General features: G+C 64.6%; 12 protein-coding genes and 1 tRNA gene. 2 read left to right on the forward strand and 11 right to left on the reverse strand.

Going from position 1 to position 18,741, the window contains the following annotated elements; genetic code table 11:
• Window positions 1-47: 47 nt before the first annotated feature.
• From NYR55_RS03435 to NYR55_RS03455, 5 genes are all read right to left on the reverse strand, one after another.
• The gene (locus NYR55_RS03435; RefSeq protein ID WP_260019835.1) at window positions 48-1,985 is read right to left on the reverse strand and encodes an AAA family ATPase; all 1,938 of its coding nucleotides are present in this window, start codon (window positions 1,983-1,985) and stop codon (window positions 48-50) included.
• Window positions 1,986-2,238: 253 nt separating this feature from the next.
• Window positions 2,239-3,255, reverse strand: coding sequence for an RNA 3'-terminal phosphate cyclase (rtcA, locus tag NYR55_RS03440; RefSeq protein ID WP_260019836.1), 1,017 nt, complete (start codon window positions 3,253-3,255; stop codon window positions 2,239-2,241).
• Complete coding sequence (locus NYR55_RS03445) at window positions 3,252-4,049, reverse strand: nucleotidyltransferase domain-containing protein (protein WP_260019837.1); 798 nt, start codon at window positions 4,047-4,049, stop codon at window positions 3,252-3,254. Before NYR55_RS03445 ends, rtcA begins: the two co-directional genes overlap by 4 nt.
• A 34-nt stretch (window positions 4,050-4,083) precedes the next feature.
• Window positions 4,084-5,310, reverse strand: a complete 1,227-nt coding sequence (locus NYR55_RS03450; protein ID WP_260019838.1) for an RtcB family protein — start codon at window positions 5,308-5,310, stop codon at window positions 4,084-4,086.
• Window positions 5,311-5,400: 90 nt separating this feature from the next.
• Window positions 5,401-5,478, reverse strand: a tRNA-Pro gene (locus tag NYR55_RS03455).
• A gap of 242 nt (window positions 5,479-5,720) precedes the next feature.
• Here NYR55_RS03455 and rtcR point away from each other — a divergent pair.
• On the forward strand, window positions 5,721-7,313 hold the full coding sequence (gene rtcR, locus NYR55_RS03460) for an RNA repair transcriptional activator RtcR (RefSeq protein WP_260019839.1): 1,593 nt from the start codon (window positions 5,721-5,723) through the stop codon (window positions 7,311-7,313).
• A gap of 205 nt (window positions 7,314-7,518) precedes the next feature.
• Here the strand turns inward: rtcR and NYR55_RS03465 are convergent, their stop codons facing one another.
• From NYR55_RS03465 to rlxS, 3 genes are all read right to left on the reverse strand, one after another.
• Window positions 7,519-7,752, reverse strand: coding sequence for a helix-turn-helix domain-containing protein (locus NYR55_RS03465; RefSeq protein ID WP_260019840.1), 234 nt, complete (start codon window positions 7,750-7,752; stop codon window positions 7,519-7,521).
• Window positions 7,749-8,171: a CopG family transcriptional regulator gene (locus NYR55_RS03470; RefSeq protein ID WP_260019841.1), complete on the reverse strand. Its 423-nt coding sequence runs from the start codon at window positions 8,169-8,171 to the stop codon at window positions 7,749-7,751. The genes NYR55_RS03465 and NYR55_RS03470 overlap by 4 nt, the downstream gene beginning before the upstream one ends.
• A 65-nt stretch (window positions 8,172-8,236) precedes the next feature.
• Entirely contained in the window at window positions 8,237-10,195 is a 1,959-nt protein-coding gene (rlxS, locus tag NYR55_RS03475; protein WP_260019842.1) for a relaxase/mobilization nuclease RlxS, read from the reverse strand.
• 307 nt (window positions 10,196-10,502) lie between these two features.
• Here rlxS and NYR55_RS03480 point away from each other — a divergent pair, with 307 nt between their 5' ends.
• Window positions 10,503-10,865, forward strand: a complete 363-nt coding sequence (locus tag NYR55_RS03480) for a hypothetical protein (protein WP_260019843.1) — start codon at window positions 10,503-10,505, stop codon at window positions 10,863-10,865.
• Here the strand turns inward: NYR55_RS03480 and NYR55_RS03485 are convergent.
• The 3 genes from NYR55_RS03485 to NYR55_RS03495 all read right to left on the reverse strand — a co-directional run bounded on the left by NYR55_RS03485 (window position 10,862) and on the right by NYR55_RS03495 (window position 18,733).
• The gene (locus tag NYR55_RS03485) at window positions 10,862-11,773 is read right to left on the reverse strand and encodes a nucleotidyltransferase and HEPN domain-containing protein (protein WP_260019844.1); all 912 of its coding nucleotides are present in this window, start codon (window positions 11,771-11,773) and stop codon (window positions 10,862-10,864) included. The genes NYR55_RS03480 and NYR55_RS03485 overlap by 4 nt on opposite strands.
• A gap of 97 nt (window positions 11,774-11,870) precedes the next feature.
• The gene (locus NYR55_RS03490) at window positions 11,871-13,625 is read right to left on the reverse strand and encodes a ParB/RepB/Spo0J family partition protein (RefSeq protein WP_260019845.1); all 1,755 of its coding nucleotides are present in this window, start codon (window positions 13,623-13,625) and stop codon (window positions 11,871-11,873) included.
• A gap of 755 nt (window positions 13,626-14,380) precedes the next feature.
• Window positions 14,381-18,733 (reverse strand): hypothetical protein, encoded by a 4,353-nt coding sequence (locus tag NYR55_RS03495; RefSeq protein WP_260019846.1) that lies wholly within the window; start codon window positions 18,731-18,733, stop codon window positions 14,381-14,383.
• Window positions 18,734-18,741 lie beyond the last annotated feature (8 nt).

Consider the following 18,741-nt stretch of genomic DNA (forward strand, 5'->3'; position numbering starts at 1 on the left):
ACACTTTCTGATCAACGATCGCCTTCGGCCTTCGACTGTCGAGGCGATCAGAAGCCTAGCGGAGCGCCGTCCGGCCGCCAGCCCGCCTCCTCGCGCAATCGCTCTACGATCATGTCGGCGTCGCTGGCCGGCGCATGGCGCAACTGCCGCGCAACCGCTCCGAAATCGCCCAGGGTCAGCCCTGCCACGCCGCTCAGGGACGGCGGGGCCGCCATGCCGAAATAGCGTTCGAACGCGATCCGGCTGCGCGCCGCGCCCAGCGGCCTCAGGTCGATCTTGAACACGAACCGCCGCAGCACCGCCGGGTCCAGCCGATGCACGTGATTGGTCGCGGCGATCACCGGCAACGGGTGCCGGTCCAGCCAGGTCAGCATCTCGTTCACCTGCCCCGCTTCCCATGAATGGGACGCCGTCGTCCGGTCGAACAACAGCGAATCCGCCTCGTCAAAAAACAGGACATGGCCCTGATCGCGCGCATGGGCGAACGCATCGGCAATCGCGCGTTCGGTCCCGCCGACCCATCGGGACAGCAGGTCCGACGAACGCTGCACGACCATCGGCCGGTCGATCGCCCGCGCCAGATGCCGGGCAAGCGCGGTCTTGCCCGTGCCCGGCGGCCCGGTCAGCAGGATCGAGACGTCGCTGCCGCCTCCGCTGGCCAGCCGGTCAATCAACCCCGGCAGCGGCAGGTCGCTTTCGAACAGGTCCGGATCGATCGGCCGGGCTTCGCCATCGGGCAATTCGCCGCCGCGCAGCGCCCGGACCAGCGCCGTCGCGGCCGTCGTGCAATCCGCCGCCTCGCCCGTCAGCCGCCCGGCCCGCGCCGCCACGCGCAGCACGGTCGCCGCCTCCGGCACCCGGTCGAGCAATGCCGCCATCGGGGCGCCGGGATCGACCCCCTCCTCTGCCCCGATCCGGTCCAGCATCCGCCGGCGCGCACCGGCGGTCGGCATCCCGAACCGCACGATAAAGCTCATCCGGCGCAGGATCGCGGCATCGACATTGCCAATGGCATTGGTGGTCCAGATGACGGGCACCGGGTTGGTTTCCAGCATCCGGTTGACGAACACCTTGCTGCCCTGCCGCCCGCGCACCCAGTCGCCATCGCCCGGCCGGGCATCGCCGATAAGGTCCTCCATTTCGTCGAACAGCAGGATCGCATCGGCGCCGGGGCCAAGCACGCGATGGGCCAGCTGCAGCGCGCTGACCCGTTCGTACCGGGACGGTTCGGCCCCGTCATCGTCCACCTCGCCGACGCAATGCACCGCGCATCCCGCCGCCGCCGCGATGGTCAGCGCCAGCTCAGTCTTGCCGGTCCCCGGCGGCCCGTGGATCAGCACGTTGATCCCTACCGCGCCCTCCGCCACGGCTCCGCGCAACAGGCGGACCAGAAACGCCGCATCGGGCACATGGCCAAAATCGCCGAGCGTAAGCCGCGCGGCCTGCGCAGGTCCGATCAGAGCGCCGATCACCGATGCGGCATCCGGCGCCGCACGATCCAGCAGCCGTTCCAGCGGCCACTGGACATCGACTTCGACCACCCCCTGCCGGTTGGTATAGAACCGCACCAGGCCAAGGCGCATGACCGCCGATCGCCGGATGCCCCGATCGGCATCGACCGGCGAAAGACCCGCCAGTTCGCCGAGCAGCGCGGGCAGGTTGCGGCCCGATTCGCTCCACAGCCGCACTAGGCCGGCAAAGCGCGGCAGGCGATCTGCCGCCACCAGCAGGCGCAGCAGGTCGCCATCGAGCGGATCCAGCGCCAGCGCCGCCGCCAGCACATCGGCCACCGCGATCACGTGCGGCACCGGATCGGTCCGGTCTTCGTCCAGCCGGTCGAGCGCCCCGCGCCAATCCCGCTCCTCGCCCATGCCGAGCCAGTCGCCATGGGTCGATGCCCATTCGTCAAGCGCGCCGCTCAGGCGCTTGTCGCCCGCGACGCCGATCCGGCGCGCCATGCGCCGGACGAAAATCCATTCGCTCATCACATTTCCGTTCACGCCAACGCACCACGCATCGCGGGCGTTCGCTCAAGTCCGTTTGAAAAAGGCTGCGGGCGACACATCCATCTGCCCTGCAGCCATGGCGCCGGCGTGGCGCCCTAGGGCAGGGAACGGATGCAGCCGACCGCGCCCGATTGGGGCGTCAGGTTCAGCAATGCAGTTACTCCGGTTGGCGCGGGGATTTCCGCCGCGACGGCGTTGCCATTATCCGAAAATGGCGACCGTCGCAACGCGGTCAGTTCAGCATCATGCGATGCGTGCCGTCCGCCTGCTGCACGAACTGCGGGCGCACCGGCAGGAACCGCCCGATCACATCCGCCGCGGTCAGGCTGTGCTGGCTGGGCTTCACCGTGGTGAACGTCCCCGAACCCGCCAAGGCAAAGGGCAGCAGCAGCTGATCGGCCAGATACGGCCCGGCAAAGGCATCGCTGGCCAGAAACCCCGCCATCCGCTGCGCCGCCGTGCGGGCAAGCGATTCGGCAGACACGCCCAGCCGCCCGAACCCGGCCACCACCTCGGCGCCATGCTCGAACGCCGCCTCCAGCAACAGGATGTTGCCCGGCCCGCACGCTTCGGGAAGCTGGCGCAGCGCAAAGGCGTCCTCCGGCCAGTCGGGCAACAGCTTGCGCGCCGTGGCCAGCTCGCGCGCCGCAATATCGGCGGGCAGCCCGGCGAACAGCGCGGCCCCCGACACGCGCAGCAGCGCCCCCCGGTCCAGGCAATCGATCGGGACCAGCGGGGCTGGGTAGATATCAACCTCGATCCGCCCCCCGCCGCGCGGATAAAAGCCGTGCCGGACAAGCCGCATCTCGACCCGCGCGCCCATCCGCCGGATCACCGGCAGGAACGCATTGGCGATGAACTCGAACGGCGGGGCCATCATGTTGTGCGTGCCACCCTCCAGGATCAGATGCGACGGCCCGCCCGCCAGCAACAGCGGCATCAGCACGGTCTGCAGCACCAGACCGGTCGACCCCGCCGTCCCCACGGCGAAGTGATAGGTGCCGGGCACCACGGTTCCGGGCGTGAAGGTAAAGGCATCGCTGCCCACCATGGCGCCCTCGACACCGGCATTGCCGATGGCGGCCGCCGCCTCGATCGCGGTGACGTGCTGCCGCATCAGGCCCGGCTTTTCCCGCCGCGCCCGCGCATTGACGATGCGAAACGGCTGGCCGGTAACCAGCGATAGCGCACACGCATTGCGCACGATCTGCCCGCCGCCTTCGCCTTCTGATCCGTCGATGATGATCATTGGTTCACCAATTCCAGAAAAAGTGCATTCGCGCGTGAAGCAAAATCATCGCGCATCGTTCGTGGCGCCAGTTCCCCGGCTTGGTCCAGTTCGCGCGCGATCAGCGTGTCGAGGTCCGGTCGGCGCAGGCCATTGGCCTGCTCATTCGTGCGGGCCTTGGCTTGGACAAGCTCCACGATCTGGTCGGCTATTGCAGCCGGAAGGTCGCTGACCGCGACCAGCGCCTGCAGGTTCATCGGCGGCCGTGTACCCGGATTCAGGCGCAGCGCGCGGATCGCAAGCGCCGGGCGCAACGCATAGAAATATCGCTTCACGGGCACCGCGTCGCTGCCGCCCAACCACCGATCCGCCGCCCGCCGACCCGAACTCGCATAATGATGGGCAAGCGCGCGGGGATCGAGAACGGCGTCCGCCAGTGCGGCAAGCGCAGCGATGACCGGATCGTCCGGCCTGTATCGGATGGGCGATTCGATCCACTCGCTGATGACCGCGTTCGACTTCAGCAACAGGCCCAGCCCCTTGCGGACGTCCCAGCCATTCAGGTCGATGTCGTCCAGGATCGGTTGCTCGATCACATCCCGGCCCGGCACCAGCGACAGATACCAGTCGCGCGGCCGGACATAGAGGAACCGCACGTCGAAATCGCTGTCCGGCGACGGAAAACCCCAGGCGCGCGAACCGGACTCGACGGCCATAAGGACGCGCACCCGTTCCGCTGCCTCGATCGCAGACAGCCGGCGTTCGATTTCGCGCCGCACATCGGGTGCGATCGGATCTTCGCCATCGTCCGTCAACTTCGCTCTCGACCATGGGGTGGTGTGCGCCGGGTCACCCCTTCACGCACACCACCTGCTTCAGTGTGTGGACGATCTCCACCAGATCGGCCTGCGCGGCCATCACGGCTTCGATCGGCTTGTATGCCCTGGGCGTTTCATCGATCACGCCCTCGTCCTTGCGACATTCGACGCCCGCCGTATCCGCGATGTGCTCGTCGAGCGACACCAGCTTCTTGGCGGCGGTCCGGCTCATCACCCGGCCGGCCCCGTGCGAGCAGCTGTCGAACGAATCCGGGTTGCCCAGCCCCCGCACGATGAACGACTTGGCGCCCATCGAACCGGGGATGATGCCCATCACGCCCTTGGCCGCGCGCACCGCGCCCTTGCGGGTGACCAGCACATTCTCGCCAAAGTGGTTCTCCCGCTGGACATAGTTGTGGTGACAATTCACCGCTTCCATCTCCGCATCGAACGGCTTGGCGATCTGGCTGCGCAGCGCGGCGATGACGTTGGTCATCATCATGCGCCGGTTCAGCGCGGCAAAGTCCTGCGCCCATCCGACCGCCTCGACATAATCGTCGAAATGGTCGGTCCCTTCCGGGAAATAGGCCAGATCCTCGTCTGGCAGGTTGATGTGCCACTTGCGCATGTCCTGCTTGGCCAGTTCGATGAAGAACGTGCCGATGGCATTGCCCACGCCGCGCGACCCGGAATGCAGCATCACCCACACCCGCTGCGCCTCGTCCAGGCACAGCTCGATGAAATGGTTGCCGGTGCCCAGCGTCCCCAGATGCATCAGGTTGTTGGTGTTCTTCAGCCGCGGATGCTTGTCACAGATCCGCTGGAACCGCTGCGCCAGCGTGGCCCATGCCTCGACGATCGCCGGCGGCGGGTCGCCCCACGCCCCGGTATCGCGCTTGGTTCGCGTCAGCGACCGGCCATGCGGCACCGCCCGCTCGATCGCCGACCGGATGCCCTCCAGCGTGTCGGGCAGGTCGCTGGCCATCAGCGACGTTCGCGCCGCCATCATGCCACAGCCGATATCGACGCCCACCGCCGCCGGGATCACCGCGCCGCGTGTCGGGATCACCGAACCCACCGTCGCGCCGATGCCGACATGCACGTCGGGCATCGCCGCGACATGCTTGAACACGAACGGCATCCGTGCCGCCGCCGCCAGCTGGCGCCGCGCCCCGTCCTCGACGGAAACGCCGCGGGTCCACATCCGGATCGGCACGCCGCCCTCGACATGCATGGTATCGAACAGTGCTTCGGTCATCGCGACCTCCTTCTTTCCCGTCTCGCTCCCGTCCGCCCGATGATGGGAGCCATGCTCGCCATTGTCCGCCGGGCGGCGGGGCCTTTCAAATGGTCAGGGCGGCAGGATTCGAACCTGCGACCTCCGGTGCCCAAGACCGGCGCTCTGCGCAGACTGAGCTACACCCTGAAACTGTCTGGGGCGGCCGGCCCATTCCGGCCGCCCCGGCTTCCGCATCGTCGGCCGCGTAATCCGCCACAGCCGATACAATGCCTTTCGCACAAGCCGTGCCAGTTCCCGCCGCGACTGGATGAAGATCGCAAAACACTCGCAATTTCCGGGGCTTTCCGCATCGCCGCGGACACAGCGCCCTTTTCCGACCATCCGAAATACTGATCGCAATCGATACGGTTTTATCTTACAGGATAAGGATGAAGCCTGTGGTCGTGATCGGATTTCTGGGCAGCACCCTTGATGCCGGCAAGTTCGGCCCGGGTCGCTGGAACAAGTGGCGGCCGACCGTCGGCCTGACCATGCACCCGGATCTGCGGGTCGACCGGCTGATCCTGATTCACGGTACCGCCCATGGCCGGCTGGCCGAATATGTGGCGGCGGACATCGCGTCGGTATCACCGGAAACTGCCGTCGATCTGCGGCTCCTCGATTTCCGCGACCCCTGGGACTTTGAGGAGGTGTATGGAAAGCTGCTCGATTTCGCCCGCGCCGAACCGTTCGATCCGGATGCGGAGGATTATCTGGTGCACATCACCACGGGCACGCACGTCGCGCAGATCTGCCTGTTCCTACTGACCGAGGCCCGCTACCTGCCCGGCCGCCTGCTTCAGACCCATCCGGTGCGCGGATCGCCCGATCCGGTCGGCAGCTGGAGCGCCATCGACCTTGATCTGTCCCGCTATGACAGCATCGCCACGCGCTTTGCCGCCGCCACGCGCGAGAGTACGTCGTTCCTGAAATCCGGCATCGCGACCCAGAGCGCGGCGTTCAACCGCATGATCGACGAGATCGAGCGGGTGGCGTTGCGGTCAAGGGCACCGATCCTGCTGATGGGCCCGACCGGCGCGGGGAAGAGTCAGCTTGCCCGCCGCATTTATGAATTGAAGCGCCTGAAGCATCAGATTGCCGGCACCTTTGTCGAGGTGAACTGCGCGACGCTAAAGGGTGACGGCGCAATGTCCGCCCTTTTCGGCCATCGCAAGGGCGCCTTCACCGGCGCAATTGCCGACCGGCCCGGCCTTCTCCGCGCTGCTGATCAGGGGATGTTGTTCCTTGACGAGATCGGCGAGCTTGGCCTCGACGAACAGGCGATGATCCTGCGCGCGATCGAGGATCGCCGCTTCCTGCCCGTCGGCTCCGACCGGGAGGTTGGCTCCGATTTTCAGCTGATCGCCGGCACCAACCGCGATCTGGGCGAAGCGGTTGCCGCAGGCCAGTTCCGTGACGACCTGTTTGCGCGGCTCAACCTGTGGACCTTTCGCCTGCCCGGCCTTGCCGACCGGCGGGAGGATGTCGAGCCGAACCTCGACTATGAACTTGACCGGTATGCCGAGCGCGAGGGCGAACGGATCGGCTTCAACAAGGAGGCAAAGGCCCGCTACCTCGCCTTTGCCACCGGGCCGGATGCGACATGGCAGGGCAATTTCCGCGATCTTGCCGCCAGCGTCACCCGCATGGCGACGCTCAGCCCCAGGGGCCGGATCGATATCGAGACGGTGGACGCGGAGATTGTCCGGCTGCGGCGCCTGTGGTTCGGATCCGCTGCCCCCCATGCCGACATTCTCGTCCGCGTGCTGGGGCAGGACCGCGTCGATTCGCTCGACCCCTTCGACCGCGTCCAGCTGGCCGAGGTCATTCAGGTCTGCCAGCGCAGCCGCTCGCTGTCCGAGGCGGGGCGCGCCCTGTTTTCCGCATCGCGGGCACGGCGCACCTCGTCCAACGACGCCGACCGGCTGCGCAAATATCTCGCCCGCTTCGATCTCGACTGGGCAACGCTATCACAGGCATGATGCTTTACCTGCGCAAGGCGAGTGCGGCTTGGTCTTCAGTTAGAATATCAAATAATTCGGCGGGAACGAAACGCCATTTATAGAACGCCCATCAAGCAGCCGCATTGCCAGTGCTGAGGCGTAAAGCTGCCATAGACCTTTCAGCCGAAAGACCACAACCTGCCGACCGACAATCACCACCCCCTTGATCCCACAACAGCCTCGCTCATCGCACCTCATTGCGAGCTTTTTTACGCTCCATCATTTCTTCGACGCTGCGCATCGACACCAAGGTCATGGTGCCAAGCTTGATGACCTCGATCTCACCGGCCTTGATCAGCTGATAGAGCTTGGACCGACCGATGCCGGTGATCCGGCAAGCTTCCGCGATCCTTAATGTAATGGGCTTAAAGTCAGTTGTGGGGCGGCCCGCATGGGGATGGGTACTGCGCTCAGTCACTGGTCCAGTCCCTTGTCCGATTGCCCATGCGTGAGCCGCGCCTCGCTATCGCCGCGCGCCAGCAATCTTCCGACGAGCTTCACAAACTCGTCATAGCGCACTCGCCCAAGCCGGCTGGTTTCCGCATCGAAGGCGGGCTGGTGCGCGGTCAGCGTCAGCTGGTGGCGGATAAACAGCCCCAGCGCCTCGGTCAGATAGTCGATCTTCTGCTCGGTCCGGTCGGCGATCCGGTTTTGCCGGTCCAGCCGGATGCCGAACCGCTGGTCGAGCTCAGTCGCAGCGCGCCGGTCGAACCAGGCGGTCAGCGCATCGGTCAGGATCGCGGTCTTGGACGCGCCGGGCTTCGCCGCCATGGCATCGAGCTTTTCCGACAAGGCGTCGGGCAGGTAGAACTGGTGGCGGGTCTTGCGAGTCTGCATGAAGTCAGCATCGCTGGCGACCGACCTTCGCGAAAGATGCTCCCCGGGGCAGCTTGGCCCATCGATCAGACCCCGCCGATGGTGGGTCCCGAGCGCTGGCGCCCGAACGTCCAGCTGATCGCGCCACCGCGATCGATGCCGGAGACCGGCCGTCCGATCTGCTGCTCGAGCACCGGTCGCCAGGGTACCAGCGTGAACTCGCGCGACTTCTCGATCACCGCGAACCTCTCAGTCCCGACCTGCACGGCCTTGCGGTAGATGCCCTCAACCGTGCCGCCCTGATGGGGTGTGTATTCCAGGCCCATTTCCCTGGAGAGCTGGCCAGCGACCTGCTGCAGCTCGCGCTGGCGCAGCGTCGCGATCAGGTTGGGCTGGTAGGTGATGGTCGCGCCATCGCTCCAGGCGAGCCCCTGCTCAACTAGCCATTGCCGGCGAACCGCCAGCGCTTGGCGTACCTGCGCCCCGAACCCACGCTCCAGTGTCTCCGGTTCCTTGGCTACGCATTGCTCATCCAGCCAGGTGACGCCGTTATGCCGGGTCAGCTGCTCAAGCGGCTGGGTCGCCAGCGGGGCGATCTCGACCGGCCGGGCCGCCGCTGCCCCTCGCTCGAACTCCAGCACGCGATCCAGATGATCGGGTGCGATCTTCCAGCTGCCATCGGGCAGCCGCTCGACCGCGCCCCGGGCCCGCCGGATCGCCTCGAGCCTGCGGACATGTGCCTCGGCAAAGCGCTCGCTGGCGCCTGCATCATGCCGCAGGTGATGGTCGACGCTGTAGATGCCGCCGTTTGCCGCAGCAACCTCGGCGATGACCCGGTCAACCTCGCGGACCTGCGGCACCACCGGATCGATCCTGACGATCTCGTTGCCACGCGTTGCATCCAGAATGGATCGATCTCCAAGGGCGACATAGTGGCTGCGCCCATCGGTCGCAGCGACGATCAGATAGGGCCGGTCATGATGATCGCCTCCCAGACCCTGCGCGACAATGCGGCCGATCAACGGCTTGCCTTCGGCCGGATCGTAGATCGCATAATCCTGGGGCGAGACCTCCGGTGCAGCAAGCCGAAGCCGTTCGTGCACGGTGGCGATGATGTCGCCACGCCTGCCCATGGCGCGCAACGTCTGTTCGAGATCATCGGCAAGCCGGAACCGGCCCCCGACCTCTTCGGTGGCGAGGCCCATGCGGCTGAGCGTCTGCAGCCGCCCCGCCCTCAGGCCCTGCTCCTCGCCATTGCCGTGCCATGGCGATGCCAGTCCATCCGGGTCGCGCGATGCCAGCAGTGTGCGGTCGATCCGTGTGAACCGCTCCTGCACCATCTCGCGCTGGCGCGCCTCGAAGATCTCGCGATCGGTACGCGGGCCAAGGTCGAGGTTGACCAGCTCGGCAGCGCGCCCGGCCAAGCCACGGCTGACATATTCGCGGGCGATGACCAGGTCCTGTCCGCGATCATCGATCCCGCGCAGCAGGACATGGCTGTGGGGGTGGCCGGTGTTGAAATGATCGACCGCGACCCAGTCGAGCCTGGTGCCAAGGTCCTGCTCGACCTGCGCCATCCAGCGCCGGACGAGCGGCTTCAAATCGTCATAGAGCGCGCCATCCTCAGCCGCGACAATGAACCGGAACTGGTACCGGTCGCCCGCTCCGCGCTCGAGGAACGCCTTGCCGTTCACCGCATCGCTCGCCGGACCGTACAGCAGCCCGCGCCCGCCCTCACGGGTCGTGCCGTCGCGCTCCAGATAGCGCAGATGCGCCCGGGCCGCAGCGGTGCCATTGCCGGCCAGCTTCACGAACCGCGCCTTCACCACCACCCGGCGCGTGCGCATCCCGCCCGAGCGGGCGGACGTGCCAAGCATCCGGCCGACGCCCGAGCCGCGCCCGATCCGGCTGCCGTCGAAGCTGGCGCGTCGACCTCGCTGCCGGGCGCTGCCGCCCGCCAGGTTGGTCGCCTTGCGCAGCTGGTGCGCGAACGGGCGATCAGCGCCCACCCGCCCCAGCCAAAGCCCGAACTCATCCTCCGCCATCGCCCTGCTTCTCCGCAAAGACAGCAGATGAGGGTGCGCCGTGGCATTGCCGCAAGGGCCTCCCATCGTACCGGCCGGAAAGCGGCAGAACTCCGCCAGTTCTTACCCCTAGATCAGGCGTATGGAGGCACCGCCCAATCCATGCCTCCACCCAAAACGACGTGCAGACGCCCTGTTCGCTGCCGCTTGGAGGCAGAGCTTTTATCTTGCCTTACATCCATATCGCTTCTGAGACCCACCTGCCTTCTCAATGTTCCTGTTATGTTCTATCGATCAACCCACAGTGATTCGATCAGGGAGCACCGACATGGCGATCAGGATTACACCGCTCGAAGACGCCCGGCTGCAGCTATCGGGTGATCTGGACGACATGATCAGCCTGTACCCAAGTGCTGTGGACGACGGGTTTGTGATCGCGACATCGGACGGAACCTTGCTGCAAGGCGATGTCGATTCCATAACTCGGGCATGCCGGTTCTCGGTGTTGGTCGAGGGCGCCGGGATCGTGACGATCGGCCGCACCGATCATGGCGATGTGCTCCACCTTGCATGGCGGGTTGAGTGGATCAGCGTTGCTCGGACGAGTGATGCGTGCTGCCGACAGAGCGCCGATACGCTCCACGATCAGCGCGAGTTTTTGTTCGAAAATGGCGTGAGAATGGCCGCCTAGACGGCGGCCTCAAGGCTCGCAATGTGGAGCTCACAGGCCTGTTTGACCAGCGACTGGAGGAGCTCGATCCGCTCGGCCAGCCATGCCAGTTCCTCACCCGTGATCTTGTAATGCGGTGAGTAACGGGCGTTGACATAGGCCTGCCGTAGCAGCTCGAAGCAGCGATTGCCGAACTTGGTATTGCGCGGCCAGACCTCGATCAGCTCGGGCACCAAGGGCTCGGCCTGGCTGCGCAGGAAGTTGAGCTTGTGCGACTTCGGGCTGTAGAGGGAGCGGGTCAGTAGCACGCAATGATAACTGCGCTCAGCTGCTTGATGAGCCATGAAAGCGGCGTCTCGCTCGACGCCGTTTTGTTGACTGACACGTGCCAGCTGAAGCGCATGAACTGCTAGCGGAAACCAGTAGTCGAAGTGTTTTTGCGCTTCAGCCTTCTCATCGGCGGGCGAGAGAGACTTCGGCTGAACGAATGGATGACCCTCCACTTGATACAGCACGATGCCATCCCTAACGATGTCGGTGACGAAGGGCCGTCCTCGCTGAAGCTGGTCGTTCACATCGGCGAGGCTGTGGACGATGAAGTTGACCGGGGCCGAGATGCGCTTGGCGATCGTCACCTCGCGGGTGAGATGCTCGTCGGCCTTGGCCCAGAACTCGAGCGTGTCGGTGAGCCGCTCGTCGCTGACCACGACCAGGATGTCATAGTCGGAGAAATAGCCGCCGACCGGGTCCTCGACCCAGTCGCCGCGCGCATAGGAGCCGTAGAGGATCACCTTGAGGATACGGCCCTGCTTCTTCCATTTCTGGGTGGCGAGCGCCGTTGCGTCCTCGAACTCGGCGAACAACAGTTGCACGACGCGCTCGAGATCGCGTCGCTTCCGGTCCGGCAGGTGATCGAGGCTGGTTTTCATGGTTGCTGCTCAACCTTGAGGCATAAGGGGCCGGAGACACAAGAAAAAGCTCGCCTGACGTGATGCCCGGCGGCAACAATGCCGCCGGGCATTCGGATCAAGCATCGAGCTGAGCAGGTTCGGCTTGTTGCTCGGCCGATGAGTGCGGCGCGATCAGCATGGGCACTGCTTTCGAGCGATCCGCCGCCTCTACCCCGCCGCGCTCGGTGTAGCCGGACGCCGGGAACCGCAGCCAGCGCGGCACCCAACCCCGAACCTTTTCCCGTCCGTTCTCGCCTGTGAGGCAGTCGCGGATGATGGTCTTGAGCACCTTGCCAGTAGCCTTGGCATTGGCTTCGGCAACCGTCTTGCTCGCCACCTCCTCGACCATGGCAAGCAACACCTCGCGGTCGCGGATCAGGTCGAACAGGGCATCATCCGCCTGCCAGACCGATGCCATCTCCACCCCAAGCTGCGCCCCGAGCAGGTCCACCATCTCGCTGCGGGCATGAAGCGTCTCGCCCATGACGATGGCGAGGATAGCGAGCACCTGCTCGTCGGCAAGCGGCAGCAACTGGGCGAACAGGGCAACCAGTCCAAGCCCTTCCCCGCCGGCAAGGGTCGGCATGTCGAGGTCGAACCCGAGTACCGCAAGCATGGCCCGGCGCCTCGCATCGAACGCGGCTTCCGATGCGGACAGTTCGACGCTCTCGACGATGGGCGTGGCGGCGCGCTGCTGCTCGATGCGAACCGACCAGAGGGGCGAGCCTGCGATCATGTGGGCGACCGTGACCCGGAGCGCGATCCCCGGCGCATCAGCCAGCTTGGCGCGAACCGCCGCATGGCGGTGAAGGTCGACATAGTCGTTGCATGCCGCGCTGATCTCCGGCCGACCGGGCTTGTCGGCGGACGCTTCCGGGGTGCTGCTCTTGTCCAGCTGTCGCGCTTCCTTGTGGCTCAGATAGCCTTCGTGGAAGGTCACCTCGCCGCGATGGCCGATGGCGATATAGACCTTGCCGCCCTGCCGCTTGGACCGTTTCTCATGATCCCAGCCCTGGAACTGCTGGCCGGGCGGGAGGATCACGACCTCGCGCCACCCCGCCGCCCGATAGCCCTCGGCTCGCTCGGCAATGGCGGCATGCTGGGCAGCCCAGAACGCGTCGGCATCGGCAAAATAGCTGTCCTCGCCGAACAGGTCGGCAATGATCTCGCCCTCGAACCCGGCAAGGTCGAACAGCGCCACTCTGGTCGAGATGGATGCGCCGCCGAACAGCCATGCCTTGAGCGCATGGCCCGTGGGTGCGCGGGTGTCAGGATCGTCCAGCATCGCGAGCCACTCGCGCTGGCGCGTCTTGGAGGCGAGGGTAAGGTGCCGGACGGTCACGGCATCGATGGCTTCGCTGCGATAGAGGTTGCGGATGCGGGGCAGAAGGTTGCCGAGCGCGAGGGTCCGCTTCACCTGCAGCTCGGTCAGCCCGAACACCGCCGCGATCTGGTCCGGCCTGCGGCCTTCGCGGACCAGCCGGGTGAAGGTCTCCCAGCGGGTCACCTCGTCGGGATCGAGCCGGGCGATGTTCTCGATGAGCGATGCCTCGAGTGCTGCCGCATCGTCTCCGGCCTCAATGACCGCACAGGGCAGCGCATCCATCTCCCCGCCCTCCCCGGCAACGGCCAGCGCTGCATGATAGCGCCGCTTGCCCGCGACGATCTCATAGGTGTCGGGCGATCCGTTCTGCCGTACGATCAGCGGGACCAGCACGCCCCGCGCCCGGACGGACGGCAGGATGTTGGCAAGGTCGGGGGCCTTGCGGCCTGCCCGCATGTTCACAGGCGAGATGCTCAGCTTGGCGATGTCGATATGCTCAAGTTCCATGATCCTTACTCCTCTTCGAACACCGCACCGGCCCCGGAAAAGGGGGGTGGGCGGCAAGGAGCGAACCGGCAGTCCCGCTCGAGCGGCGGGCTGCACCCAAAGGGCCGCAACACCGTGAAGAACCTGGGCGAAGCCCGGGTTGCTGACCGACGCGACGGGACTAGAGGGCAGCGACGCCCACCCCCCTTTGGCCGCGGCCGGCAGGCCAACGCCAGCGCGTCAGCGCTGTCCGCATCGCCGGCACTCCGACGGCCCTTTGCGTCAATGATCGTCACCCCGCTAGGGGCCGAGACCCGCCAAGGGCTCGGTGGAGCGCAGCGGAATAGAGCATGGCCGCGCCTAGGGCGCGAAACGCCATTACGAATTTGGACTTTTTGTCAGCTTTGCGCCCCAATCTCGGCCATTCCCCTTCGGGTTCTTTGCGCCCACAAGCTGCCGTCACCGTCGAAACCCATTGGCTTGTTTCGGGAGCGCCCGTCGGATGTCAGCGCTCGTCACCGATCAGAAGAAGTGCCAACGGCGGCTTCGCGAGCAAACCAGCGGGAAGACTTACGCAATGGAGCGAGGCGCAGGCGCTCGCGCAGACGGCGCACAGTCGGAATTCTTCCCGGCCACAGTTTAAAGCCCGCTATCCGTGTCATCGAACGGCTCGAACCCTTACGGATAGATATGTTGGATGTTCGACTACTTGTTGAGCGAGATCGGGATTTGGCAGCAGATCGTCGTCTTCAATCATGTTGGCCTATGTCTTGGCATCACGAGGCCGGCGTCGCGTTCTTCGCCGCCGCCGTGGCCTTTCGCGCCTTTGTGTCGACGCCACGGCGGGTCAAATCCACTCCGATCACGGCAATATCTTCGACTTCTGGAAACTGGTTGGAAATCTGCGACCAATGGGCGCGCAGTGCTTCGACGAGATCGTCAAAGCTTTCGGCCCGGCCGCCATCCGGCAGCTCCCAATACGTTTTGTCGCCAAGATAAACCAAGGCGAAAATCCCCCGGCTTGAGCGCACGTCGCGCAGGTAATCGCCGCAAAGCTGTATTTCCAGCCGTTCGAAAAGGTGCGGCCCGGTCCATTTGTCGGCAATCTTCAGTTCGGTCGGAACAGGCGCATCGAAACCAACACCGAGAAAGCGTAGATCGGGCCGCTTTGCATCGGCCAGTTCTTCCTCCTGCGGAATGTTATAGCGGCCGCCAGCGCGGTCGCGACACCAGCCCCCGATGAATTTACGAAATTCGGTTTCCTGATCAACTGCCTGCAAGAGCGAGGCGATGCTGGAATCGCCACCCTCAAGATCGTGCTTCAAGGCTTCAAGCCGGTCAATTGCGAGATACCAGAGTTCGCGGTGATTGCGCGGCGTCCTGATCAACGTATCGTTGAACTCGCGAACTTCGCCGGGCGTCCAGGCTGCGATATCGGCGTCGATCGCAGCCTTGGCTCTTGCGTGGAATGTCATCCAAGGCCGCGAGTCCTCCGCTGGATGGGCGCGCGCCATCTCGAGCAAGGCAAGATACGCATCCTTTCCTGGCGTCTCTTTTATGAACGCAAACAGGGCATTTCGAGCGTCCTGCGCATCATCGCGCGGACCGGGCGAATAAACACCGCCTCCGGCCCGCTGAATATCGTCCTTCTCGCGGATATAGCGGTGCATCAACAGATAGAGTGTCTTCATGTGCTCAACCGTGCGGTAAGCTTGCCGAGCTCGACCTTCCTGCGACCTGCCGCCGAGCAACGCGACAATAAAGCGGACTGCGAGCTTCGTCTGGTCGGCGGGATCTTTGATCTCGGCCAAGCGCGCCGCCAACGCCGGGATGGCGGCGTCAGGATCAACACCCACCCATGTGGCAAACCAGATCGGGGCAAAGTCGAGGTTGCGGATGGCTTTTGCCTTTTGCGACGCTATCCGCGCAATAGTCGCGTCGTCAACCGACGACCGCTGCACAATCGCTAGCAAGTAGCCGAGATTGCGCGGGTTGACTCGTTTGGCGTGAAGCGCTGGCAGAAGCTGGGGCGCGATCAGATCCCACATCCATTCACCCTGCCAGCTCGCGTAGTACAACACATAATGGCTTTCGCTCTCAGGGGTCTCAGTCGCGAGTTCGTAAGCGATCTCGCCAAGCACGACCTCAGCCACTTCGGTCGAATATGTTCCATACAGCTTTGGCAGCCACGATGGGAAACCGTTGAGTTCGTGCAACGCGAAGTGGGTCGCGGTCACGGCGTCGGCGGCGTTGACGCCGGAGGGCCAATCGGCCGTCTCGCGGGCTTCGATCTCAAGGCCGGTCAGGCCGAAGATGGCATGAAAGGGCGTTGTATTCGCGATGGCGCCTTCGGATCGGACCTTCGGGCGACCGGTCCGCCAGAAGCGCACAGCGCCATCGCGAAATGCGGTCGCGATATCTTCGCCAAACACGGGGATCAGCGATCGCCAGTTCCCGTCAGTCCAGCGGCTATGCTGATTTTCAGCCGATCGCAGCTGATGGTGGAGATAGTATTGGTCACGAGTGACGAGGTTGGGTTTGCCCGGATCGCGTAAGGTCTCAGTCCGCGTCGCCAAGATTTCCTTCGCACGCTGCAATTGCTTGGCTGCGCGCTCGGCCTGTCGGGCGGCCCGCCGTTTCCAGACAGCGTTCTGCCGTCGCCAACTCTGTCGACCTTGGGCGGGCGGATTGAGCAGTTTCGCGAGCGTCGATTGCAATTCTGGCTCGACGGCGGCCAGACGTTTGAGCCGTTCGCGCCACGCTCGCGGCCGACCGCCCTGTCGGTAGAGCTGAAAAGCAAGCGTGAGGGCGAGAAGGCGGTCATCCAGCAGTTCGCGCTGTTCGATATCGACGCAGAACCTGTCGAAATCGGCGTCGTCGAAGCCCCAATAGGCGCCAGAGATCGAGACGTGCCAATAGTCGATCAACCTCTCGTCATTGGCGCGGTTGCGGGCGGTCCGCTCCTCCGCAACGCACCGCCAGAAGAGGGCATGGTTCAGCTCCGGCCACCCTCGAACGAGGTCCGGCATGTCCTTGCGCGGGTCGCTGAAGATGTCGCGGTTATAGTCTTGCGCAATCGGCAACATGCGCAGGATGGAAAGGGTCGTGACCGAAAGCGCGGCGGGATGGCGCGCCTCGATTAGTCGGACGGCGATTTGCGCTGCGGTGCGCCCGAGCCAGCCATATGCTTCGGAAATCTCGCAGTGCCGGCGCTCGACCACCGGCTCGCGCTTGAGCAACGCATATAGCCCCTCGTTAAGATCGACCAGGTGATCAAGCGGCCACTCATTTGCTAGCGCCAGCAGGCCATCACAAAGGATGTCGGTCTCAAATCGCTTTTTTGGCGCCGCGGCTTCAATCACGGCGAGGAGCCAACTGTTTCCCGCTGAGTCGGCGGGCAAGGTGGGCAAAAACTCAGCAATCCAGTCGCGGCGGAGAGGCGACGGCTCGGAGAGGAATGCGGTGCGGACCTCGATGACGTCAGCGGTGGAACCAAGTGCCGCGACCGCGCGGATAGCAGCGATGCGCGTGTATTTGGCCCGCGCGGTCAACGCAAAATGTTTGGCCTTGTTCGCAAGGGCTTTGATATCGCCCTGCCAGACCATGCGCAGCAGGAACCAAACGATGTCATCATCATCGGCGTGTTGGTTGAGAAGCTTGCCGATATCGTCGGCGAGATCGCGGTCCGTGAACCTTTGCACGGCCGCATAGTCCATCATGCTGCGCCCGTGCGCTGGTTGCGCGAGTTGCTCGCAAGTCTGGCGCAGGATGGTGCCGCGAGTTTCCAGCGGAAGTTTGCTTGGATCACCGCCTTCAAACAGGACTTCTGGCGCGAGCCGCACAACGCGATCGAGAATTCGACCATCGAGCAGCGCCAGCCAAGGCAGGATTGGGCGCATCGTCGGGACGATAACCTCGATCCCATATTGGCGGCGGAAGAACAGCCCTTCGATTTTGGCGCGCGAGGCATCGTCGACGATCAAGGTGTGCAGCCATTCGGCAGTCAAATATTCGCGGACGGACCGGTGATGGAACCGTACCGTGCCATAAATGCCCTCATCGAAGATCGGCCGACTAAGCAGGGTGGCGCAGTCAATGTCGTCCCAGTCGGTCAATATCTCCTTGATCGGTAGGCCACTGGCATTTTCATGGCCGTCGGGTACCCGAATTGAGGATTGCTGCGCGAGCGTCGCGGCGGCGGCGACTAGGCGAGCGCCGACCAAAATTTTTTCGCTGGTGATCGGGCGGGCATCGGAACGGTCTTGATCGCGCTCCTCGAGCCGCTTGGCGATGCTGCTACGCATCAACTCAAGGCGCGAGCCGATGCGATGGTGTGTCAGCCAAAACTCGATCGTCTCGGCAAGATCGAGTGGCCGTGTGGTGAAGGACCAAGCTTCGGCCTTCTCGATTGCCGTGCGGAACGTCTTCAGATCGGTCACGCCCTTGGCGGTCGCGAACCTGTCGACCTGATCGCCATGAAGATCGTCCAGCGCGACAATGCGGAATGGATCGCGTCGCGTTGCGCTGTTCGGCTTTTCGACCGTCGTAAAGCCGCTCTCGCTTTCGTCGTCAGCCCCAGGGGTGATCGCTCGCGCCGGCGGCGTGTAAGCCAGCTCGCGTTTGCAAAGAAGCAGGTCGGTCTTCGGACGCCAGGCGTTCGTGCGACCGGTGATGATGATGTGCGCGTCTTGCAGGACACTCCGCAATTTAACGCCGAGCTTACGGATCGCGCGCTCGAAATCCTTCGGGTCTCCGAGCCGCGCCTCGTCGACTGAATCGAGCAACAGCCATCCCTCTTCGCCCGAGCGGGCCCAAGCCTCAAATTCCGCGAGTGACCCCTCCTCGAAACTAGCCTCAAAATCCTGCGTGACATGCTCGATCCGGACGAAAAAGGCTGGTTTTCCCTTAGCCCGCAATTGACGTGTCGTATGCCGGATTTCCTCGGTCTTGCCCGAGCCAGCTTCCGACAGAAGGATCACACGCGCCTCGACTAGCAAGTCCGGCCAGCGCATCGCCTTTTCGCGGCCGAGCAAGCGATGTACCGCGGCCTGGTCGCCGCCATCGTCGCTGATTGCGAGCTCGTGGAAGCTGCGATCGAGCGGGATGAATTCGTCAGGATCACTGGACATTGGACAAT

The sequence above is a fragment of the Sphingomonas sp. BGYR3 genome, from assembly GCF_025153455.1.
Lineage (GTDB): Bacteria > Pseudomonadota > Alphaproteobacteria > Sphingomonadales > Sphingomonadaceae > Sphingomonas.

Coding starts and splice junctions, on each gene's coding strand:
- rlxS (WP_260019842.1), bottom strand. CDS start 10,195: ATGGCGGAGGATGAGTTCGGGCTTTGGCTGGGGCGGGTGGGCGCTGAT.
- NYR55_RS03450 (WP_260019838.1), bottom strand. CDS start 5,310: ATGACCGAAGCACTGTTCGATACCATGCATGTCGAGGGCGGCGTGCCG.
- NYR55_RS03470 (WP_260019841.1), bottom strand. CDS start 8,171: ATGCAGACTCGCAAGACCCGCCACCAGTTCTACCTGCCCGACGCCTTG.
- NYR55_RS03480 (WP_260019843.1), top strand. CDS start 10,503: ATGGCGATCAGGATTACACCGCTCGAAGACGCCCGGCTGCAGCTATCG.
- NYR55_RS03435 (WP_260019835.1), bottom strand. CDS start 1,985: ATGAGCGAATGGATTTTCGTCCGGCGCATGGCGCGCCGGATCGGCGTC.
- rtcA (WP_260019836.1), bottom strand. CDS start 3,255: ATGATCATCATCGACGGATCAGAAGGCGAAGGCGGCGGGCAGATCGTG.
- NYR55_RS03495 (WP_260019846.1), bottom strand. CDS start 18,733: ATGTCCAGTGATCCTGACGAATTCATCCCGCTCGATCGCAGCTTCCAC.
- NYR55_RS03490 (WP_260019845.1), bottom strand. CDS start 13,625: ATGGAACTTGAGCATATCGACATCGCCAAGCTGAGCATCTCGCCTGTG.
- NYR55_RS03485 (WP_260019844.1), bottom strand. CDS start 11,773: ATGAAAACCAGCCTCGATCACCTGCCGGACCGGAAGCGACGCGATCTC.
- rtcR (WP_260019839.1), top strand. CDS start 5,721: ATGAAGCCTGTGGTCGTGATCGGATTTCTGGGCAGCACCCTTGATGCC.